Source organism: Ferrovibrio sp. GW821-FHT12E11, assembly GCF_058806975.1.
On record NZ_JBXAQG010000001.1, the window covers coordinates 2,271,013 to 2,287,857 of the forward strand.

18 protein-coding genes are annotated in these 16,845 nt (G+C 64.5%); 6 read left to right on the plus strand and 12 right to left on the minus strand.

The annotated features are described in order from the left end of the window. The first annotated feature begins 7 nt into the window (after positions 1-7). A complete protein-coding gene (locus AC1ROT_RS11350; RefSeq protein ID WP_492999088.1) occupies positions 8-661 on the plus strand; it encodes a glutathione S-transferase family protein in 654 nt (217 codons plus the stop codon). Positions 662-685: 24 nt separating this feature from the next. Here AC1ROT_RS11350 and AC1ROT_RS11355 read toward each other — a convergent pair whose 3' ends face one another. Then, positions 686-1,723: an amino acid ABC transporter substrate-binding protein gene (locus AC1ROT_RS11355; protein WP_492999090.1), complete on the minus strand. Its 1,038-nt coding sequence runs from the start codon at positions 1,721-1,723 to the stop codon at positions 686-688. Positions 1,724-1,962: 239 nt separating this feature from the next. On the opposite strand from AC1ROT_RS11355, the gene thrS reads away from it, so the two are divergent. From thrS to AC1ROT_RS11370, 3 genes are all read left to right on the plus strand, one after another. Next, positions 1,963-3,951: a threonine--tRNA ligase gene (gene thrS / locus AC1ROT_RS11360; RefSeq protein ID WP_492999091.1), complete on the plus strand. Its 1,989-nt coding sequence runs from the start codon at positions 1,963-1,965 to the stop codon at positions 3,949-3,951. Between the two features lie 73 nt (positions 3,952-4,024). After that, positions 4,025-4,552 (plus strand): translation initiation factor IF-3, encoded by a 528-nt coding sequence (gene infC / locus AC1ROT_RS11365; protein WP_492973740.1) that lies wholly within the window; start codon positions 4,025-4,027, stop codon positions 4,550-4,552. 90 nt (positions 4,553-4,642) lie between these two features. Then, entirely contained in the window at positions 4,643-5,635 is a 993-nt protein-coding gene (locus AC1ROT_RS11370; RefSeq protein WP_492973739.1) for an NADPH:quinone oxidoreductase family protein, read from the plus strand. A gap of 3 nt (positions 5,636-5,638) precedes the next feature. On the opposite strand, the gene AC1ROT_RS11375 is transcribed toward AC1ROT_RS11370, so the two are convergent. The 8 genes from AC1ROT_RS11375 to AC1ROT_RS11410 form a co-directional block, all read right to left on the minus strand. Further along, entirely contained in the window at positions 5,639-5,854 is a 216-nt protein-coding gene (locus tag AC1ROT_RS11375; protein WP_492973738.1) for a hypothetical protein, read from the minus strand. Then, positions 5,851-6,462 carry a nicotinate-nucleotide adenylyltransferase gene (locus AC1ROT_RS11380; RefSeq protein WP_492999093.1) on the minus strand — a complete coding sequence of 204 codons (612 nt, stop codon included), beginning with the start codon at positions 6,460-6,462 and terminating at the stop codon, positions 5,851-5,853. The genes AC1ROT_RS11375 and AC1ROT_RS11380 overlap by 4 nt, the downstream gene beginning before the upstream one ends. Positions 6,463-6,487: 25 nt before the next feature. Further along, complete coding sequence (locus tag AC1ROT_RS11385) at positions 6,488-7,771, minus strand: glutamate-5-semialdehyde dehydrogenase (protein ID WP_492999095.1); 1,284 nt, start codon at positions 7,769-7,771, stop codon at positions 6,488-6,490. Continuing rightward, positions 7,768-8,898 (minus strand): glutamate 5-kinase, encoded by a 1,131-nt coding sequence (proB, locus tag AC1ROT_RS11390; protein WP_492999097.1) that lies wholly within the window; start codon positions 8,896-8,898, stop codon positions 7,768-7,770. The genes AC1ROT_RS11385 and proB overlap by 4 nt, the downstream gene beginning before the upstream one ends. Then, on the minus strand, positions 8,891-9,928 hold the full coding sequence (gene obgE / locus AC1ROT_RS11395) for a GTPase ObgE (protein ID WP_492999099.1): 1,038 nt from the start codon (positions 9,926-9,928) through the stop codon (positions 8,891-8,893). The genes proB and obgE overlap by 8 nt, the downstream gene beginning before the upstream one ends. Positions 9,929-10,025: 97 nt before the next feature. Next, on the minus strand, positions 10,026-10,286 hold the full coding sequence (gene rpmA / locus AC1ROT_RS11400; RefSeq protein WP_492973733.1) for a 50S ribosomal protein L27: 261 nt from the start codon (positions 10,284-10,286) through the stop codon (positions 10,026-10,028). 32 nt (positions 10,287-10,318) lie between these two features. Then, positions 10,319-10,627 (minus strand): 50S ribosomal protein L21, encoded by a 309-nt coding sequence (gene rplU / locus AC1ROT_RS11405; RefSeq protein WP_492973732.1) that lies wholly within the window; start codon positions 10,625-10,627, stop codon positions 10,319-10,321. An 87-nt stretch (positions 10,628-10,714) separates the two neighbouring features. Continuing rightward, complete coding sequence (locus AC1ROT_RS11410; protein WP_492973731.1) at positions 10,715-11,221, minus strand: thermonuclease family protein; 507 nt, start codon at positions 11,219-11,221, stop codon at positions 10,715-10,717. A 107-nt stretch (positions 11,222-11,328) separates the two neighbouring features. Here AC1ROT_RS11410 and AC1ROT_RS11415 point away from each other — a divergent pair, with 107 nt between their 5' ends. Beyond that, positions 11,329-12,270, plus strand: coding sequence for a diacylglycerol/lipid kinase family protein (locus AC1ROT_RS11415; RefSeq protein ID WP_492999101.1), 942 nt, complete (start codon positions 11,329-11,331; stop codon positions 12,268-12,270). Positions 12,271-12,282: 12 nt separating this feature from the next. Here the strand turns inward: AC1ROT_RS11415 and AC1ROT_RS11420 are convergent, their stop codons facing one another. The 3 genes from AC1ROT_RS11420 to AC1ROT_RS11430 form a co-directional block, all read right to left on the minus strand. Next, positions 12,283-12,699, minus strand: a complete 417-nt coding sequence (locus AC1ROT_RS11420; protein WP_492973729.1) for a tellurite resistance TerB family protein — start codon at positions 12,697-12,699, stop codon at positions 12,283-12,285. A 70-nt stretch (positions 12,700-12,769) separates the two neighbouring features. Further along, a complete protein-coding gene (locus AC1ROT_RS11425) occupies positions 12,770-15,544 on the minus strand; it encodes an ATP-dependent DNA helicase (RefSeq protein WP_492999103.1) in 2,775 nt (924 codons plus the stop codon). 3 nt (positions 15,545-15,547) lie between these two features. Beyond that, entirely contained in the window at positions 15,548-16,183 is a 636-nt protein-coding gene (locus AC1ROT_RS11430) for a S24 family peptidase (protein ID WP_492973727.1), read from the minus strand. 140 nt (positions 16,184-16,323) lie between these two features. On the opposite strand from AC1ROT_RS11430, the gene AC1ROT_RS11435 reads away from it, so the two are divergent. Then, positions 16,324-16,812, plus strand: a complete 489-nt coding sequence (locus tag AC1ROT_RS11435; RefSeq protein ID WP_492999104.1) for a hypothetical protein — start codon at positions 16,324-16,326, stop codon at positions 16,810-16,812. Positions 16,813-16,845: the final 33 nt, after the last annotated feature.

Sequence of the window (16,845 nt, forward strand, 5' to 3'; positions counted from 1 at the left end):
GTTCGCCATGCCTGACAGATCCGTGAATGACAGGCGCAAGCTGACGCTGTTCCATGCGACCAACAGCCGTTCGGCCGGCGTGCTGCTGCTGCTGGAAGAGCTGGGCGCCACTTACGATCTGCAGGTGGTGAACCTCAAGGCCGGCGAGAACCGCCAGCCCGCCTATCTCGGCGTCAATCCGATGGGCAAGGTGCCGGCGATCCGCCATGGCGATGCGCTGATCACCGAACAGGTGGCGATCTTCATCTATCTGGCCGACCTGTTCGCCGAGGCCGGTCTGGCACCGGCCTTCGACGATCCCGACCGCGGGCCTTACCTGCGCTGGATGGCCTATTATGGCTCGTGTTTCGAGCCGGCGCTGGTCGACCGCGCGCTGAAGCGCGAACCAGCGCCGCCGGGCATGAGCCCCTATGGCGATTACGACCTGGTGATGAAGACGCTGAACGAGCAGCTCTCGCAGGGACCCTATATGCTGGGCAAGCGCTTCACCGCGCTGGATATCCTGTGGGGCATGGCGCTGACCTGGACCACCGGTTTTGGCATTGTGCCAGTGACACCGCTGATCAAGACCTATATCGAGCGCTTCGCCCAGCGCCCGGCGCTGGCGCGGATACGGGTGAAGGATGCCGAACTGGCCGCCGCGCAGGAGAAAAAGGCCTGACGCGACGGCACAGCGACGCGGATCTTACCGCAGCGGGATGGCGTACATCAGGCCGCCCTTGGTCCACAGGTCATTCAAGCCGCGTTCCAGCTTCACCGGGCTGCCCTTGCCCAGGTTGCGCTCGAAGCTCTCGCCGTAATTGCCGATCTGCTTGACGATCCAGTAGGCCCATTTCTCATCGAGGCCGAGCGCCTTGCCATAGCCCGGCGTGACGCCGAGGAAGCGCTTGATCACCGGATCCTCGCTTTTCAGCATCTCATCGACATTCTGCTGGGTGATGCCGAGTTCCTCGGCTTCCTTCAGCGCCAGCAGCGCCCATTTCACCACCTGGTACCACTGGTCGTCGCCCTGGCGCACCATGGGGCCGAGCGGCTCCTTGGAGATGCGCTCGGGCAGGATGATGTAATCATCCGGCGGGCTCAGCGCGGTGACGCGCACGGCGGCGAGCTGCGAGGCATCGGTGGTGTAAACGTCGCAACGGCCGGAGCTGAAGGCGGCGATATTCTCGTCCACCTTTTCGATCACCACCGCCTTGAAGGTCATGTTGGACTTGCGGAAGTAATCCGAGAGGTTCAGCTCGGTGGTGGTGCCGGGCTGCACGCAGATGGTCGAACCGTTCAGCTCCTTCGCCGACTTCACGCCCAGCTTCTTGTTCACGATGAAGCCCTGGCCGTCATAGAAATTCACCCCGGCCTCACGCAGGCCGAGCGAGGCGTCGCGCAGCAGCGTCTGCGTCACGTTGCGGGTCAGCACGTCGATCTCGCCCGACTGCAGGGCGACGAAACGCTGCTGCGCCGTCAGCGCGGTGTATTTGATCTTGCTGGAATCGCCGAAGACGGCGGCGGCCACGGCGCGGCACATATCGACATCGATGCCGGTCCACAGGCCCTGGCTGTTCGGCGCCGAGAAGCCGGCGACACTGCCGTTCACGCCGCATTGCACGAAGCCCTTGGCCTTGACGGCATCGAAGGTGGCGCCGGCGAAAGCCGCCGGTGCGCCAAGGCCGACGGCGACCAGGCCGGTGACGGCCAGCGTGGCAGCCAGAATGGATCGGATACGCATGATTGAGCCCCCTGTTATGACGGTTTCCCCGTCCGGTTATGCGAAGGCTATGCCAGCATGGTTCGGCCGGCCGGCCCAGCGAATTCCGCCGCGGGGATTCCGCAGGCCGGGCCACCCTGCCGCCGAAAGCGGCAATGCCCGGTTTGCCTGCCCGGAATCGGCCCGGAATCGACCGGGGCGCTGGCTTGACAGGGGGAGTGGGGCGGCTAGGCTGCGCCCCCTTGGAGGTCCGCTAAATCATGTCCAGCTCTGCCCTTTCTGCTGCCGAAGTCCGCGTCACCCTGCCCGATGGCAGCGTGCGAACTTACACGGCCGGCAGCACCGGCGCGGATGTGGCGGCCAGCATCGGCGCCGGCCTGGCCAAGGCGGCGCTGGCCATCCGCCTGGATGGCGTGCTCAAGGACCTGAAGACGCCGATCACGCGCGACGTGAAGCTCGAGATCGTGACGCTGAAGGACAAGAACGAGGCCGAATTGCTCGAGCTGATCCGCCATGACGGCGCCCATGTGATGGCGCAGGCGGTGCAGGAGCTGTTCCCCGGCACCCAGATCACCTTCGGGCCGTCGACCGACGACGGCTTCTATTACGACTTCGTGCGCGACGAGCCCTTCACGCCGGAAGACTTCGGCAAGATCGAGCAGCGCATGACCGAGATCGTCAAGCGCGACCTGCCGATCAGCCGCGAGGAATGGGAACCGCAGAAGGCCGTCGATTATTTCACGTCCATCGGCGAGACCTACAAGGCCGAATGGGTGGCGGAAATTGCCAAGCGCGGCGAAGCCATTTCGATCTATCGCCAGGGCGACAGCTGGCTCGACCTCTGCATGGGGCCGCATCTGCCTTCCACCGGCAAACTGCCGCCGGTGTTCAAGGTGATGAAGGTCTCGGGTGCCTACTGGCGCGGCGATGCCAACAATCGCCAGCTGCAGCGCGTCTATGCCACCGCCTGGCGCGACCAGAAGGAACTCGACGCCTATCTGAAGCGGCTGGAAGAGGCCGAGAAGCGCGACCATCGTCGCCTGGGCAAGGAAATGGGTCTCTTCCATCAGCAGGAAGAAGCCGCCGGCATGGTGTTCTGGCATCCCAAGGGCTGGACGCTGTATCGGACTCTGGAACGCTACATGCGCCAGCGCCTGGAAAAGGCGAAGTATCTGGAAGTGAAGACGCCGCAGCTGGTCGACCGCAAGCTGTGGGAGGCCTCGGGCCACTGGGAGAAGTTCCGCGAGAGCATGTATATCGCGGAGAATGAAGAGGGCCTGCGCGAGTATGCGGCCGATCCGGATGCGCGCATCTTCGCGCTGAAGCCGATGAACTGCCCCTGCCATGTGCAGATTTTCAACCAGGGCCTCAAGAGCTACCGCGACCTGCCGCTGCGCATGGCCGAGTTCGGCTCCTGCCACCGCTTCGAGCCGGGCGGCGCGCTGCATGGCATCATGCGCGTGCGCAACTTCACCCAGGACGACGCGCATATCTTCTGCACCGAGGACCAGATCATCTCGGAGAGCAAGATCTTCTGCGACCTGTTGCAATCGATCTACAAGGACATGGGCTTCACCGAGATCAAGGTGAAGTTCTCCGACCGACCGGCCAAGCGCGCCGGCTCGGACGAAACCTGGGACAAGGCCGAGAATGCGCTGAAGGATGCCTGCGTCGCATCGGGCCTCGACTACACGCTGAATCCCGGCGAGGGCGCCTTCTATGGCCCGAAGCTGGAATTCGTGCTGCGCGACACCATCGGCCGCGACTGGCAGTGCGGCACCCTGCAGGTCGATTTCGTGCTGCCCGAGCGCCTGGATGCGGATTACGTTGGCGCTGATGGCGCCCGCCATCGTCCGGTGATGCTGCATCGCGCGATCCTGGGCAGCTTCGAGCGCTTCATCGGCATCCTGCTGGAACAGTATGCCGGCCGTCTCCCGCTTTGGATGGCTCCCTTGCAGGCCGTGGTCGCGCCGATCGTCTCGGATTGCGATGCTTACGCCCAGCAGGTGGCCGACCAGCTCGATGCTGCCGGCCTGCGGGTCGATACCGACCTGCGTAACGAGAAGATCAACTACAAGATCCGCGAGCTCAGCTTGGCCAAGGTGCCGGTGATCCTGGTGGTCGGCAAAAAGGAAGCCGAACAGGGCACCGTGACGCTGCGGCGTCTGGGCACGGAGCAGCAGGAAACCATTGCGTTGGCCGAGGCGATTGCTAGATTGTCGGCCGAGGCACGGATGCCCCAAGGCTGACCCTAGCTGCATTCGCCTTAACCTACTGATTTTGTTGTAACTACTTTAGGAGCGCGTCATAGCCCGTCCCCCAATGAATACCCAGCAGGCCCCGAAATCCGACGGCCCGCGTATTAATCACGAGATCGACGTCCCCCAGGTGCGCCTGATCGACGCCGAAGGCGAGAACCGCGGTGTGGTCCAGATCCGCGAAGCGCTGCGTCTGGCTGAAGAAGCCGGCCTCGATCTCTGCGAGATTTCGCCCACCGCCGATCCGCCCGTCTGCAAGATCCTCGACTTTGGCAAGTACAAGTACGAGGAGCAGAAGAAGGCCGCCGAGGCGCGCAAGAAGCAAAAGATCATCGAACTCAAAGAGATCAAGCTGCGCCCGATGATCGACACGCATGACTATGACGTGAAGATGCGGGCGATGGTGCGCTTCTTGGAAGAAGGCGACAAGGTCAAGGTGACGCTGCGCTTCCGCGGCCGTGAAATGGCCCACCAGGAACTCGGCATGAAACTGCTTGATCGCGTGCGCGACGATCTTGGCGAAAAGGCCAAGATGGAGCAGACGCCCAAGATGGAAGGCCGGCAGATGACCATGGTCATGTCGCCGAAGTAAGACCACAGCGATTGCAAATGGCGCCGGTTCACATCGGCGCCATTTCTGTATCTGCAGCATAAGAATAATAAAGCCAGGGAGCGTTCAGCAATGTCGGCAATCACTGTGAAGGCGATGGTGTGCAAGGCCTGGGGCGGCCCGGAGAGCCTGGTGCTCGACGATCTGACGCTGCCGGCGCTCGGCCCGAAAGAGGTGCGCATCAAGGTGCATGCCGCCGGCCTGAATTTCCCCGACACGCTGATGATCGCCGGCAAATACCAGTTCAAGCCGAGCTTCCCCTTTGCGCCCGGCATGGAATGCGCCGGCGAGGTTGTGGCTGTGGGCGAGAAGGTCAGCGACCTGAAAGCCGGCGACCGCGTCATGGCCACCACCGGCAGCGGCGCTTTCGGCGAGCAGGTGCAGTGTCCGGCCGGGAATGTGTTCAAGATTCCGGCCAGCATGCCGTATGAGACGGCCGCCGGTTTCCCCATCACCTACGGCACGACCTATCATGCGCTGGTCGATCGCGGCCGCATGAAAAAGGGCGAGGTGCTGCTGGTGCATGGTGCTGCCGGCGGCGTCGGCCTGAATGCCGTGGAACTCGGCCGCGAACTGGGCGCCACCGTGATCGGCACGGTCGGCTCCGACGAGAAGGCTGCCATCGTGAAAGAGTATGGCGCCGCCCATGTCATCAACTACAGCACCGAAAGCATCAAGGACCGCGTGAAGGAACTCACCGGTGGCAACGGCGCCGATGTGATCTATGACGCGGTCGGCGGTGATGCCTTCGACCAGTCGTTGCGCTGCATCAACTGGGATGGTCGTCTGCTGGTGATCGGTTTTGCCTCGGGCCGCATCCCGGAAGCGCCGGCCAATCTGGCGCTCATCAAGGGCTGCAGCATCGTCGGCGTTTTCTGGGGTGCGTTTGCCGCGCGCGAGCCGGAGAAGAATCGCGCCAACTTTGCCGCCTTGCTGGCGCTCTACGAACAGGGCCGCCTGAAGCCCCATGTCTCGGGTACATTTGCGCTCGACCAGGTGCCGCAGGCGATGCAGGCGCTGCTGTCGCGCAAGACCACCGGCAAGGTGGTCATCAAGGTCTCGTAAGGGTTACTTCACCTCAAGCTCCGCCAGCCATTGCGGCAGCGTGCCATTGAGGTCGTAGGTGATGAGCTTGCCGTATTCCACTGCGGTCATCGAGACCGGCTTGTCTTCCATGATGTCGACCTTGGGGAAGCGCTTGGCGATACTCGCCTTGTCCGGGGCTTTCACGATGGCCCAGAGGCCGGCAGAGCCGTAGTCGTAAGACACGAGATAGCTGTTCATGGCCGTTCTCCCTGTTGTCTATTCTTCGCCCGCAGCGCCGTCGCACTCAAGGGGTTGAGCTTGGATTTCAGCAGCAGGAAGGCCGGCGCCGGCATGGCGGCCAGGGCGACGGCCTGGTGGCGCGGGACGCGGAAGCGGGACAGCCACTGTCCGGCCGGGTTCTGCGGCGCGGTCAGGTTGTAACCCGGCCGGTCGAGGACTGCGATCGGCATCTGCCCGGCAATATCCTGCCAGTCGCGCCAGTGGTGGAACTGCGCCAGGTTGTCGGCGCCCATCAGCCAGACGAACTGCGCCATCGGATAATGCAGCCGCAGGCGTCGCAGGGTGTCGGCGGTATAGCGCGTACCCAGAGTATCCTCGATGGCGGTGACCCGGATGGCGGGATGGGCGGCGGTGGCCCGAGCCTGGGCCAGGCGCTTGCCCAGGGGCGCCATGCCGCTGCGGCTTTTCAGGGGATTCTGCGGACTGACCAGCCACCAGATCTGATCCAGCTTCAGCCGGTGCAGTGCCGTCAGGCTGATCTCGCGATGGGCGGCATGGGCGGGATTGAACGAGCCGCCGAGCAGGCCGATGCGCAGGCGCTGGCGCGAACCAAGAGGAGGGATCATGCGCCGCGCCCGCCGGATTGCTCGATCAACCGGGCCGGATCTGGCCGGTGCCATGCACCAGATATTTGAAGGTGGTGAGCTGCTCCACGCCGACCGGGCCGCGCGCATGCATCTTGCCAGTGGCGATGCCGATCTCGGCGCCCATGCCGAACTCGCCGCCATCGGCGAACTGCGTCGAGGCATTGTGCAGCAGGATGGCGCTGTCGAGCCGGTTCATGAACTGCGCGGCGTTTTGCGCGTCCTGTGTCAGGATGGCGTCGGTATGATGCGAGCCATAGGTGCTGATATGGGCAATGGCGTCGTCAATGCCCTCCACCACCTTCACGGCGATAATGGCATCCAGATATTCCGTTGCCCAGTCGGCCTCGGTGGCCGGTTTCACGCGCGGATCGGCGAGTTGCACATCGGCATCGCCGCGCACTTCGCAGCCGGCATCCAGCAGAGCCTGCACCAGGCGGTTAAGATGCGTAGCGACGGCAGCACGCTCAATCAGCAGCGTCTCGGCAGCGCCGCAGACATAGGTGCGGCGCAGCTTGGCGTTCAGCACGATCTGTTCGGCCATCACCAAATCGATGCTGTGCTCGACATAGATATGCACATTGCCATCGAGATGGGCGAAGACCGGCACGCGGCTCTCGGATTGCACGCGTGCCACCAGCGACTTGCCGCCGCGCGGCACGATCACATCGAGATACTCCGGCGCAGCCAGCATGGCGCCGACGAAGGCGCGGTCGGTGGTGGGCGCCAGCTGAATCGCCGCCTCGGGCAAGCCAGCCTGCCGCAGGCCTTCGACTAGGCAGGCATGGATCGCCTTGCTGGATTTGTAGCTTTCCGAGCCGCCGCGCAGCACGCAGGCATTACCGGCTTTCAGGCACAGGCCGCCGGCATCGGCGGTCACATTGGGCCGGCTTTCATAGATCACGCCGATCACGCCCAGCGGCGTGCGCACGCGTTCGATCTTGAGGCCGTTGGGCCGGGTCCAGCAGGCCATCACATCGCCCACCGGATCGGCCAGCGCGGCGATCTCTTCCAGGCCCTGCGCGATGCCGGCAATGCTCTTGGCGCTCAGGGTCAGGCGATCGAGCAGCGCCGGCGTCAGGCCCTTGGCTTTGCCAGCCGCCACATCTTCCGCATTCGCGGCCAGGATGGCGGCTTCGCTGGCGCGCAGTGCCTTGGCGGCATGCAGCAGTGCGCCATTCTTCTGTGCCGTGTTGGCGGTGCTCAGGATCGCGGCGGCCGCTTTCGCCGCACGGCCGATCTCGGCCATCAGGACCGTGCTGTCAGATGAGATAGAACTCTGGACGTTCATCGCAGTACCAACTCGTCACGATGGATCATTTCGTCGCGGCCACGGTAGCCGAGAATCTCTTCAATGTCGCCGGATTTGTGGCCTTTGATGCGACGGGCATCTTCATCGGCATAAGCCGAAAGTCCAACAGCGATCTCGGTGCCGTCGCGGGTGCAGACGCGGACCAGATCGCCGCGCTGGAAACGGCCGTCGACAGCGGTGACGCCGGCGGGGAGCAGCGAGCGGCCGGACCGCAGCGCTTTCACCGCGCCGTCATCCAGCGTCAGCGTGCCCTGCGGATTGAGATGGCCGGCGATCCACTGCTTGCGCGCGGCGGCCGGCGTCGAATGGGCACGGAACCAGGTGCAGCGTCCGCCGTCGCGCACGCTCTGCACCGGATGCAGGTGTTTGCCGTTGGCGATCACCATGGCACAGCCGGCGCCGACTGCGATCTTGGCGGCGACAATCTTGGTGATCATGCCGCCGCGGCCGAGGCCGGAACGCGACACGCCGGCCATGGCTTCGATCTCCGGCGTGATCGCCTCGATCTCGGTGAGGAATTTCGCATTCGCGTCGAGGCCGGGATCGGCGGTGTAGAGTCCGTCGATGTCCGACAGCAGCACCAGGCAGTCGGCCGAAATCATCTGGGCCACGCGGGCGGCCAGGCGATCGTTGTCGCCGAAGCGGATTTCGGCGGTGGCCACCGTGTCGTTCTCGTTCACCACCGGCACCACGCCGAGTTTCAGCAGCGTGTTCACGGTCTCGCGGGCATTCAGGTAATGCCGGCGCGATTCCGTGTCGCCCAGCGTCAGCAGCAGCTGCGCCGTCTTCAGGTCATGTTTCGCCAGCGCATCCTGCCAGGCCGATGACAGCCGGATCTGGCCGGCCGCGGCGGCGGCCTGGCTTTCCTCCAGCCGCATGGCTTTCGCGTCGAGGCCGAGAATGCGCCGGCCGAGCGCAATGGCGCCCGACGAGACGACCAGCACTTCTTTGCCATCGGCGCGCAGGTTTGCGATGTCTTCGACCAGGGCAGTCAGCCAGGCATCGCGCAGCGTGTTCTTCTCGGCATCGACCAGCAGCGACGAGCCGACCTTGATGACTATGCGCCGGCTCTTCTCAAGATTGGCCTTGTCGAGGCCGTTACTCATCCTCGCCGGCCTCGAGCTCGATCCGCACCTTCTCGGCGGCGCGCGCTTCGGCGATGATGGCATAGAGTGCGTCGCTCACCACCTGCACGCCTTCGCCGGTGACGCCCGAAAGCGCCAGCACCGGACGTTTCGCGGCGCGTTTCAGCTTGGCGATCTTGTCTTTCAGTTCGTCGGCCGGGATCGCATCGATCTTGTTCAGACCGATGATCTCCAGCTTCTTGTCGAGGTCTGCGCCATAGACCTTCAGCTCCTTGCGGATCAGCTTCCAGTCCTTCACCGGATCTTCAGCGGTGCCGTCCAGCATGTGCAGGATCACCGCGCAGCGTTCGACATGGCCGAGGAAGCGATGGCCGAGGCCGGCACCGTCGGCGGCGCCTTCGATCAGGCCGGGCAAATCCGCCAGCACGAATTCGCGGTCGTTCGATTTCACCACGCCGAGCTGCGGCTTCAGTGTGGTGAAGGGATAATCGGCAACCTTGGGCTTGGCGCGGCTGACACGGCTCAGGAAGGTCGATTTGCCGGCATTGGGCAGGCCGACCAAGCCGGCATCAGCGATCAGTTTCAGACGCAGCCAGACCCACTTTTCCTCACCGGGCCAGCCGGGATCGGCGCGGCGCGGCGCGCGGTTGGTGGCCGATTTGAAATGTTCGTTGCCGAAACCGCCATCGCCGCCCTTGCACAGCAATACTCTCTGGCCGATCTCGGTCAGATCGGCGATCAGGGTCTCGTTATCCTCGGCCAGAACCTGCGTGCCCTTCGGCACCTTCAGGATCACGTCATCGGAATTGGCACCCGAGCGCTGGCGGCCGGAACCATGGCCACCGCGCGCGGCGCGGAAATGCTGCTGGTAGCGATAGTCGATCAGCGTGTTGAGGCCATCGACGCATTCGACCCAGACATCGCCGCCCTTGCCGCCATTGCCGCCATCGGGTCCACCATATTCGATGAACTTCTCGCGGCGGAAGCTGACGGAGCCGGGGCCGCCCTGTCCGCTTTCGATATAGACCTTGGCCTGGTCGAGGAACTTCATCTGGATATCGGTCTGTCAGTAAGGGCAAAGAAAAAGGGGAATGGCCTGCGCCATTCCCCTTGATCGATTGTGATGCTTGCGGGAAAGGCGCGTCTACTTACGCCTCCGGCGGGAGCACCGAAACATACGAGCGGCTGCCCTTGCCCTCGTGGAACTTGACCTTGCCGTCGGCGGTGGCGAACAGGGTGTGATCCTTGCCGATGCCGACATTCTTGCCCGGATGCACCTTGGTGCCACGCTGGCGGACGATGATGTTGCCGGCGACAACGGCTTCGCTGCCGTACTTCTTGACGCCGAGGCGCTTGGACTCTGAGTCGCGACCGTTGCGGGAAGAGCCGCCAGCTTTCTTATGTGCCATGGAACTGTCTCCTTAAACTGTTCAGCGCGCGCTTAGGCGGCGATCTCGAGGATCTTCACCGCAGTGTAATGCTGGCGATGACCGTTCTTGCGACGCGAATTCTGACGGCGGCGCTTCTTGAAGATGACCAGCTTCGGGCCACGGGTCGGACCGACCACTTCGGCGATGACCTTGGCGCCGCTCAGCGTCTTGCCGAGCTTGACGTCGGCGCCGTTGCCGATGGCGAGAACCTGGTTGAATTCGATCTTGGCACCGGCTTCGCCAGCCACCAGTTCGACCTCGAGCACGTCGCCCGCTGCCACCTTGTACTGCTTACCGCCGGTCTTGATCACTGCGAACATCTTGATATTCCATAAGAAAGCGGCAGCGCCGGCCGTCCGGCACCGCCTGAATTCGAGGGGCGCACTATAGCCGGGGCCAAGGGGCTGTCAACCCCGGATTCGGGCCGGTTTTTGCCGTCTGTCGCGCCGCCAGTCCCAGGCCGGCTGGGCGGTGGCCGTGGGGGCCCAGATGCCATTCCTTAATATCTGGGCCTCCAGCTCGGCATCGGCGTAATCCGGGGCGTAAGCCGTATAGGCCCAGGCCAGGCCGGCCCGCACCATGGCCCGGTTGAGGTCGTCCCCGCCGGCATAGCAGATGGCCACCACCCGGCCATAGCGGTCGCGGTCCTTCTCTGCGCAGGTGACGGCCCGGCCGCGGATCAGGCCGCGCAGATAGGCCGCCGCCTCCTGGCCGCACAGCCAGTCATGGCCATCCCTTTGGCAGATTTGGGCTTTTTCGGGAGCGTCGATGCCATGCAGGCGGTAGTTCACCCCGGCGATCTTGATGGTGTCGCCGTCCAGCACGGCTGGCAGGAGCGCCGGTTCGGCGGCCCGGGCCGGTGTCGCCAGTATAAGGAGAAGCAGCGGCAGGAGCCGAATCGCATACCATGTCATGCATCCGGCTTAGCATATTCCGGTATGCGCTGCTGACCGGGCCGTGGCCCTGACTGTCACAAAACCATGGCTGACGCCCGGGCGGAAAATCTGCTATCCGGGCCGCCATGTCCGGCTCCTCCGTCCCTGCGTCCTATCGTCGCCGTCTGCTGGTGATCTACAACCCGACGGCCGGGCGGCGGAAACGCCATCGCCTGGAGGCCTATCTCGACCTGCTGGAAGATGCCGGCTGTGCGGTCGAATTCCGGCCCACCGGCAAACGTGGCGATGCCGAACTCTTTGCCGCCGATGGCCAGGCCGAGAAATACGATGCGGTGGTGGCGGCCGGCGGCGACGGCACGATTGGCGAAGTGGCCAATGGTCTGCCGGAGCGCAGCGCGCCGCTCGGGATTTTTCCGCTGGGCACTGCCAATGTGCTGGCGATGGAAATCGGCCTGCCGCTCGATCCGCCCAGCGTGATGCAGGCGGTGCTGCATGGACCGCAGACCATGATCTGGCCGGGCTTTGTGAATGACAGGCTCTTCACCATCATGGCCGGCGTCGGCTTCGACGCCCATGTGGTGGCCAAGCTGCCGCCGAAGCTGAAGCGCTGGCTCGGCAAGGCTTCCTATGTGATCGAATCCTTACGCCAGCTCGTGCAGTACGAGGTTCCGGGATATCGCCTGACGATCGACGGCAAGGATTACGACTGCGCCTCGGCGGTGATCGCCAAGGGCCATTTCTACGGTGGGAAATTTATCTGCTCGCCCAATGCGCGGCTGGACGATCCAGCCTTCGAGGTCTGCCTGTTCCGCATGGGCGGCCGCATCGGCGCGCTGCGCGCGACAACGGCGATGACCCTTGGCCTGCTGCAGAAGCTGCCGGAAATCGAGCTGGTGCGTGGACGCGAGATTGTCATCCATGGCAAGGCCGGCGAACCGGTGCAGGCCGATGGCGATATTGCCGCTGTGCTGCCAGCCGCGACCCGGATCAGCGCGAAAGCCATTCCGCTGATCGTGCCGCGGGGCAGCGCACTGGCGACAGCAGCGCTGCAGACCGCCGCCGAATAATCTCCGGAATTTTTAGTGCGGCAGGCGCTTGTAGCGCACGCCGGCGCCGCGCTCGATGGCAGCGGCGTGCAGGCGCTCGACGCCGAGTTCGTGACGCAGCATTTCCAGCCAGCGCAGTTCTTCCTGGCGGCCATGACCGTCGACCGCGACGATATCGCAGGCCAGCGCATAGGCGGTTTCCACCCAGTCGGCCGGCAGGGCTTCCTTGACCAGGCCGAGCACCGCATCGACGCCGTCTTCCTGATCCAGCAGCGCCACGCAGTCACCCACGGCCACCTGCATGGCGTCGAGACCGTAGCCGCGGAAGATCGGCAGATGCCGCACCGCCACGTCGATGGCGTTGATTTCGGAGTCTTTCAGCTTCCCGTCGGCCACGGCGGCAATGACCATGGCATAGATCAGGGCATTCTGGGGCGTGATGGTCGACATGCGGAAAAAGCCTTCGGAACGGGGAGCGCTTCGACTAGCGGCCGAATGCGGCGAAAGGATGGCTGCCAGTTTAGGCGAGATTTTGCGCTTCGCCAGTGCCGGCGCGCATCGATGTGAGGAAGCTCGCCGTTTCCGCCACGGCGTCCCTGATTCCGACGCGGCGTACATCGACGCTGGCCGGAAAAGCAGAGAGCAGACGGGAGGGCAGCTGCGCGTCCAGCACAACAAAGACGCCGTAATCGTCAGCACGCCGCAAAAGTCGCCCATAGGCCTGCTTCAGCTTCAGGCGGGTCAACAGATCGTCATAGGCCTGGCCGCCGAAAGCCGCCTTGCGCGCCTTGTGCAGCAGGTCGGGCCGCGGCCAGGGCACGCGGTCGAAGACGACCAGGCGCAAGGACGCGCCCGGCACATCGACACCATCGCGCATCGCGTCCGTGCCCAGCAGGCAGGCGTTTTCCTCGGCGCGGAAGATGTCGACCAGCGTGGCGTTATCCAGCGGATCGACATGCTGTGCGTATAACGGAAGGCCGGCTTCGGCCAGCGGCCGCAGGACGCGCTTCTGCACGGCGCGCAGGCGGAAGATCGCGGTGAACAACCCCAGGCCGCCGCCGCCGGAGGCCAAGAAGAGTTCGCGATAGGCGGCGGCCACCTGGTCCATGGCATCGCGCCGCACGTCGGTCACTACCAGCACGCGGGTGCGGCCGGCATAGTCGAAGGGCGAGGGGAAGGCGGCACGGCGGGCCGGTTGCGGCAGATGGCGCGCGCCGCTGCGGATCTCGGCACTGGCCCAGGCGGCTTCCGGCGCCGCATCGGTTTTCATCGGCGCGATATCGCGCAAGGTCGCCGATGTGATGGCGACGCCATGGGCCGGTTTCAGCACAGCGGCAGCGAAAGGCTGCATCGGGTCGAGGTAATGGCGATAGAGGCCGAGATCGAGATCGCGGCCGTCGATGCGCTCCAGGCCGAACCAGTCGACGAAGGTCGATGGCGTTTCGGTCTGCAGGTCGAGCAGCATGCTGCGCCAGGCATCCAGCGTCAGCTTGCGTCGCAGCAGGCCGCGCACGGCGCCTTCCATGCGGCTGCGCGTCGCCGTGTCCAGTTCGGCGGTTTCATCGGCCAGCATGTCGCTTAAGGATTTGCTCAGGCCGTTCAGCGGCTCAAGCAGACGTTCGATGCCATGGGCAAAGGTCAGCGCGGCATCTATCAGGCCCTCGACCGGCTCGCGCGTCGGGCATTCCAGGCCATAGGGGCTGTCCGGCTGGGCGCTACGCGCCAGTATCTGCTGGCGTGTTTTGGCCAGAAACTTTTCGCCACTGCCATTGGCATTACCCTCGGCCAGACGCGCCAGCCAGCCCTCGCCGGGCAGGCAGCGCGCGGCCTCGACGATGGCATCCAGCATGGCCTTGCCGCGGTCGTCCTGCGCCACCAGGTCGCCGATGCGGTTGGCCAGGCCGCGGGCGCGGCTGCGGCGTCCGCCTTCCGGCCCACGCAGCCAACGCCGCAGGTCGACGCCTTCCATACCGGTCAGATGGGCGGCGAAAGCGCCGTCGGCGGCTTCGAACAGGTGGTGGCCTTCGTCGAAGACATAGCGCAGCGGCTTCTGCGACTCATCCTCGCCCATCGCGGCCTGGATCATCACCAGGGCGTGGTTGGCGATCACCATCTCGGCCTTGCGCGATTTGCGTACGCTGCGCTCGATGAAGCATTTGCGGTAATGCGGACAGCCGGCATGAATGCATTCGCCACGCTGATCGGTCAGTCCCAGCGTGCGGTTGCGGCCATGCAGGTCGACGGCCCAGGCGGGAAAATCGCCGCCAGCCAGGTCGCCGTCGCGGGTGGCGCCGGCCCAGCGCGCGATCAGGCTGAGCGGCACGATATCCTGGGGCCGCGCGACGCCGCCCTGGCTCGCATCCTCCAGATTCAGCAGGCAGAGATAATTCTCGCGGCCCTTGCGCACCACCACTTTGGCGGCCTTCTCGGCCGGATCGGAAAACAGACGGTCGAGTTCGCGATCCAGTTGGCGCTGCAGGTTCTTGGTATAGGTGGAGAGCCAAACCGTGCCGCCATTCTTCTCGGCCCAGACGCTGGCGGGTGCGATATAGCCCAGCGTCTTGCCGATGCCGGTGCCGGCTTCGGCCAGCACGGTTTCCGGCATGCCGATCATTTCGCGCGGCGCGAAAGCCTGCGCGGTGGTGGCGGCATAATCGGCCTGGGTCTCGCGCAGCTCCGATGTCGTACCTAGCAGGCGGGCCAGACGCTCGCGCGCCTCCATCGGCGACACCGTCTGCGTATCCGGTGGCGGCGGCGGCGCGTAATCCACCCATTCGGGCAATTCTTGCCAGATGTCGAGGCCGCCGAAACCGCCGGCCGGCACGCTGGAAGCTTCGGGCCCCAGCGCGGTGAGCAGATAGATGGCCCAGGGCCAGCCGGCTTTTTGCAGTGTCTGCGCGAGACGTGCGCTGCGCTTCAGCGCACGCGGCTGCTGCTTCGGCAATTCTTCCAGCAGGGTCTGCGCGGCATGGTGCAGATACTGGGCGGCTTCCTCATCGTCGGCGGCGTCAAGCTCGAGGCGCGCCAGCAGGCCATGGGGTGTCGGCAGGCAGAATCGCGCCGGCCGTACGAAGGCGAAGAGATCAAGCAGGTCATAGGCCGGGAAGGGTTCGACACCCAGCCGCGTGGCAGTCGCCCTGCCATGCACCAGCAGCGGCGGCGTGGCACGGGCGCGGCGGGCAGCGGCATCGGCGGAGATTTTTTCCAGCCGGCCGTTCTCGAACCACCAGGCGAAACCACCGCCGGCGACCAGCGCCGGCAGCCGGCCGAGTGCGGCTGCCAGAGAATCCGACATGGATTACTGCGCGGCCCAGATGATGCGGGCGATCCAGGCGATGTCCTGCACGTCGAAGGCGCGCTCGGGGAATTCGGGATTGAAGGAGGCGAGTTCGATGCGGGTCAGCGTGCGGCGCGCCAGCATCTTGCACATGACTTCGCCCTGCACGGTCTTGGCGATCACGCGATCGCCGCGACGCACGCTGGCGGCTGGCGAGACAATCACGATGTCGCCGTCGCGATAAACCGGCAGCATGCTGTCGCCGCTGATCTCCAGGGCATAGGCCTGGCTGTCGCCCAGTTCGGGGAAGGGCACCTTTTCCCAGCCCTCACCGATCGGGAAGCCGGCATCGTCGAAGAAACCGTCCTTGCCGGCCTGGGCCAGGCCGATCAGCGGCACGCGCTGCGTGCTGCGGGCCACACCGCCGGTCTCGATCAGCAGGTCCATGAATTCCGGCACGCTGGCGCCGGTGGCCTCGATCACCTTGGCGATCGATTCAGTGGACGGCCAGCGCTGCTTGCCATCGCGAGAGGTGCGTTTCGAGCGGTTAAAGGTGGTCGGATCCAGCCCGGCCTTGCGGGCGAGTCCGGACGCAGTCAGGCCGTAACGTTCGGCCAGGCCGTCAATAGCGGCCCATATTGCCCGGTGAGTCAGCATGGGACGATAGTCTTGTAAATTCAGGGTTTTGGCTACAGGAATATTCTCTCTAAAACCATTTGACATGAGAACAATATAGGAATATAAGGGTCTAAAGAAACGAGAATTTTTGTTCTGTTCCTATCGTAGCAGGGTTGGATATGAAACAAATTGCGGAAAACCGGGCGAAAATGGCCCGTCCGGCACCCGTATCGCCTGCGACAGGGCCAACCGCAGGCCGCCGTGCCGTGGTGGTTTTCCTCGAGGAGACCCGACTGCCCAAGCTGCGCCGGCTCAAGCCCGGCTTCCGTCACTGCCTCGCCTATCTGGCCCTGGATGATGGCTGGATCGGAATCGATCCACTCTCTCATCGCCTTGAAATCCGGAGCTTTTCCGGCTGGTCGCCGCAGGCCGACCTGGCCGCGCATCTGCGGGCGCGCGGCCAGTGCGCGCTGACCGTGCCGGTGCTGGATCCGCCGCGCCGGCTGGCGCCGCCGCTGCCGTTCTCCTGTGTCGAGACGGTCAAGCGCCTGATTGGGCTGCACTGCTGGTCCATTAGAACACCATGGGAACTTTTTCTTGAGTTGCGGAAAATATCCCTTGATTATGGATTTGTTTCGTTCTATTCTGACTCTACAAAGAACATTTAAGCAACTTTGCGCCGATATGGATCGGTGCCAGCC

Coding starts and splice junctions, on each gene's coding strand:
- AC1ROT_RS11375 (WP_492973738.1), bottom strand. CDS start 5,854: ATGAACAGCTATCTCGTGTCTTACGACTACGGCTCTGCCGGCCTCTGG.
- AC1ROT_RS11355 (WP_492999090.1), bottom strand. CDS start 1,723: ATGCGTATCCGATCCATTCTGGCTGCCACGCTGGCCGTCACCGGCCTG.
- rpmA (WP_492973733.1), bottom strand. CDS start 10,286: ATGGCACATAAGAAAGCTGGCGGCTCTTCCCGCAACGGTCGCGACTCA.
- rplU (WP_492973732.1), bottom strand. CDS start 10,627: ATGTTCGCAGTGATCAAGACCGGCGGTAAGCAGTACAAGGTGGCAGCG.
- obgE (WP_492999099.1), bottom strand. CDS start 9,928: ATGAAGTTCCTCGACCAGGCCAAGGTCTATATCGAAAGCGGACAGGGC.
- AC1ROT_RS11370 (WP_492973739.1), top strand. CDS start 4,643: ATGTCGGCAATCACTGTGAAGGCGATGGTGTGCAAGGCCTGGGGCGGC.
- AC1ROT_RS11380 (WP_492999093.1), bottom strand. CDS start 6,462: ATGATCCCTCCTCTTGGTTCGCGCCAGCGCCTGCGCATCGGCCTGCTC.
- AC1ROT_RS11425 (WP_492999103.1), bottom strand. CDS start 15,544: ATGTCGGATTCTCTGGCAGCCGCACTCGGCCGGCTGCCGGCGCTGGTC.
- proB (WP_492999097.1), bottom strand. CDS start 8,898: ATGAGTAACGGCCTCGACAAGGCCAATCTTGAGAAGAGCCGGCGCATA.
- AC1ROT_RS11410 (WP_492973731.1), bottom strand. CDS start 11,221: ATGACATGGTATGCGATTCGGCTCCTGCCGCTGCTTCTCCTTATACTG.
- AC1ROT_RS11350 (WP_492999088.1), top strand. CDS start 8: ATGCCTGACAGATCCGTGAATGACAGGCGCAAGCTGACGCTGTTCCAT.
- AC1ROT_RS11420 (WP_492973729.1), bottom strand. CDS start 12,699: ATGTCGACCATCACGCCCCAGAATGCCCTGATCTATGCCATGGTCATT.
- AC1ROT_RS11435 (WP_492999104.1), top strand. CDS start 16,324: ATGAAACAAATTGCGGAAAACCGGGCGAAAATGGCCCGTCCGGCACCC.
- AC1ROT_RS11430 (WP_492973727.1), bottom strand. CDS start 16,183: ATGCTGACTCACCGGGCAATATGGGCCGCTATTGACGGCCTGGCCGAA.
- infC (WP_492973740.1), top strand. CDS start 4,025: ATGAATACCCAGCAGGCCCCGAAATCCGACGGCCCGCGTATTAATCAC.
- AC1ROT_RS11385 (WP_492999095.1), bottom strand. CDS start 7,771: ATGAACGTCCAGAGTTCTATCTCATCTGACAGCACGGTCCTGATGGCC.
- AC1ROT_RS11415 (WP_492999101.1), top strand. CDS start 11,329: ATGTCCGGCTCCTCCGTCCCTGCGTCCTATCGTCGCCGTCTGCTGGTG.
- thrS (WP_492999091.1), top strand. CDS start 1,963: ATGTCCAGCTCTGCCCTTTCTGCTGCCGAAGTCCGCGTCACCCTGCCC.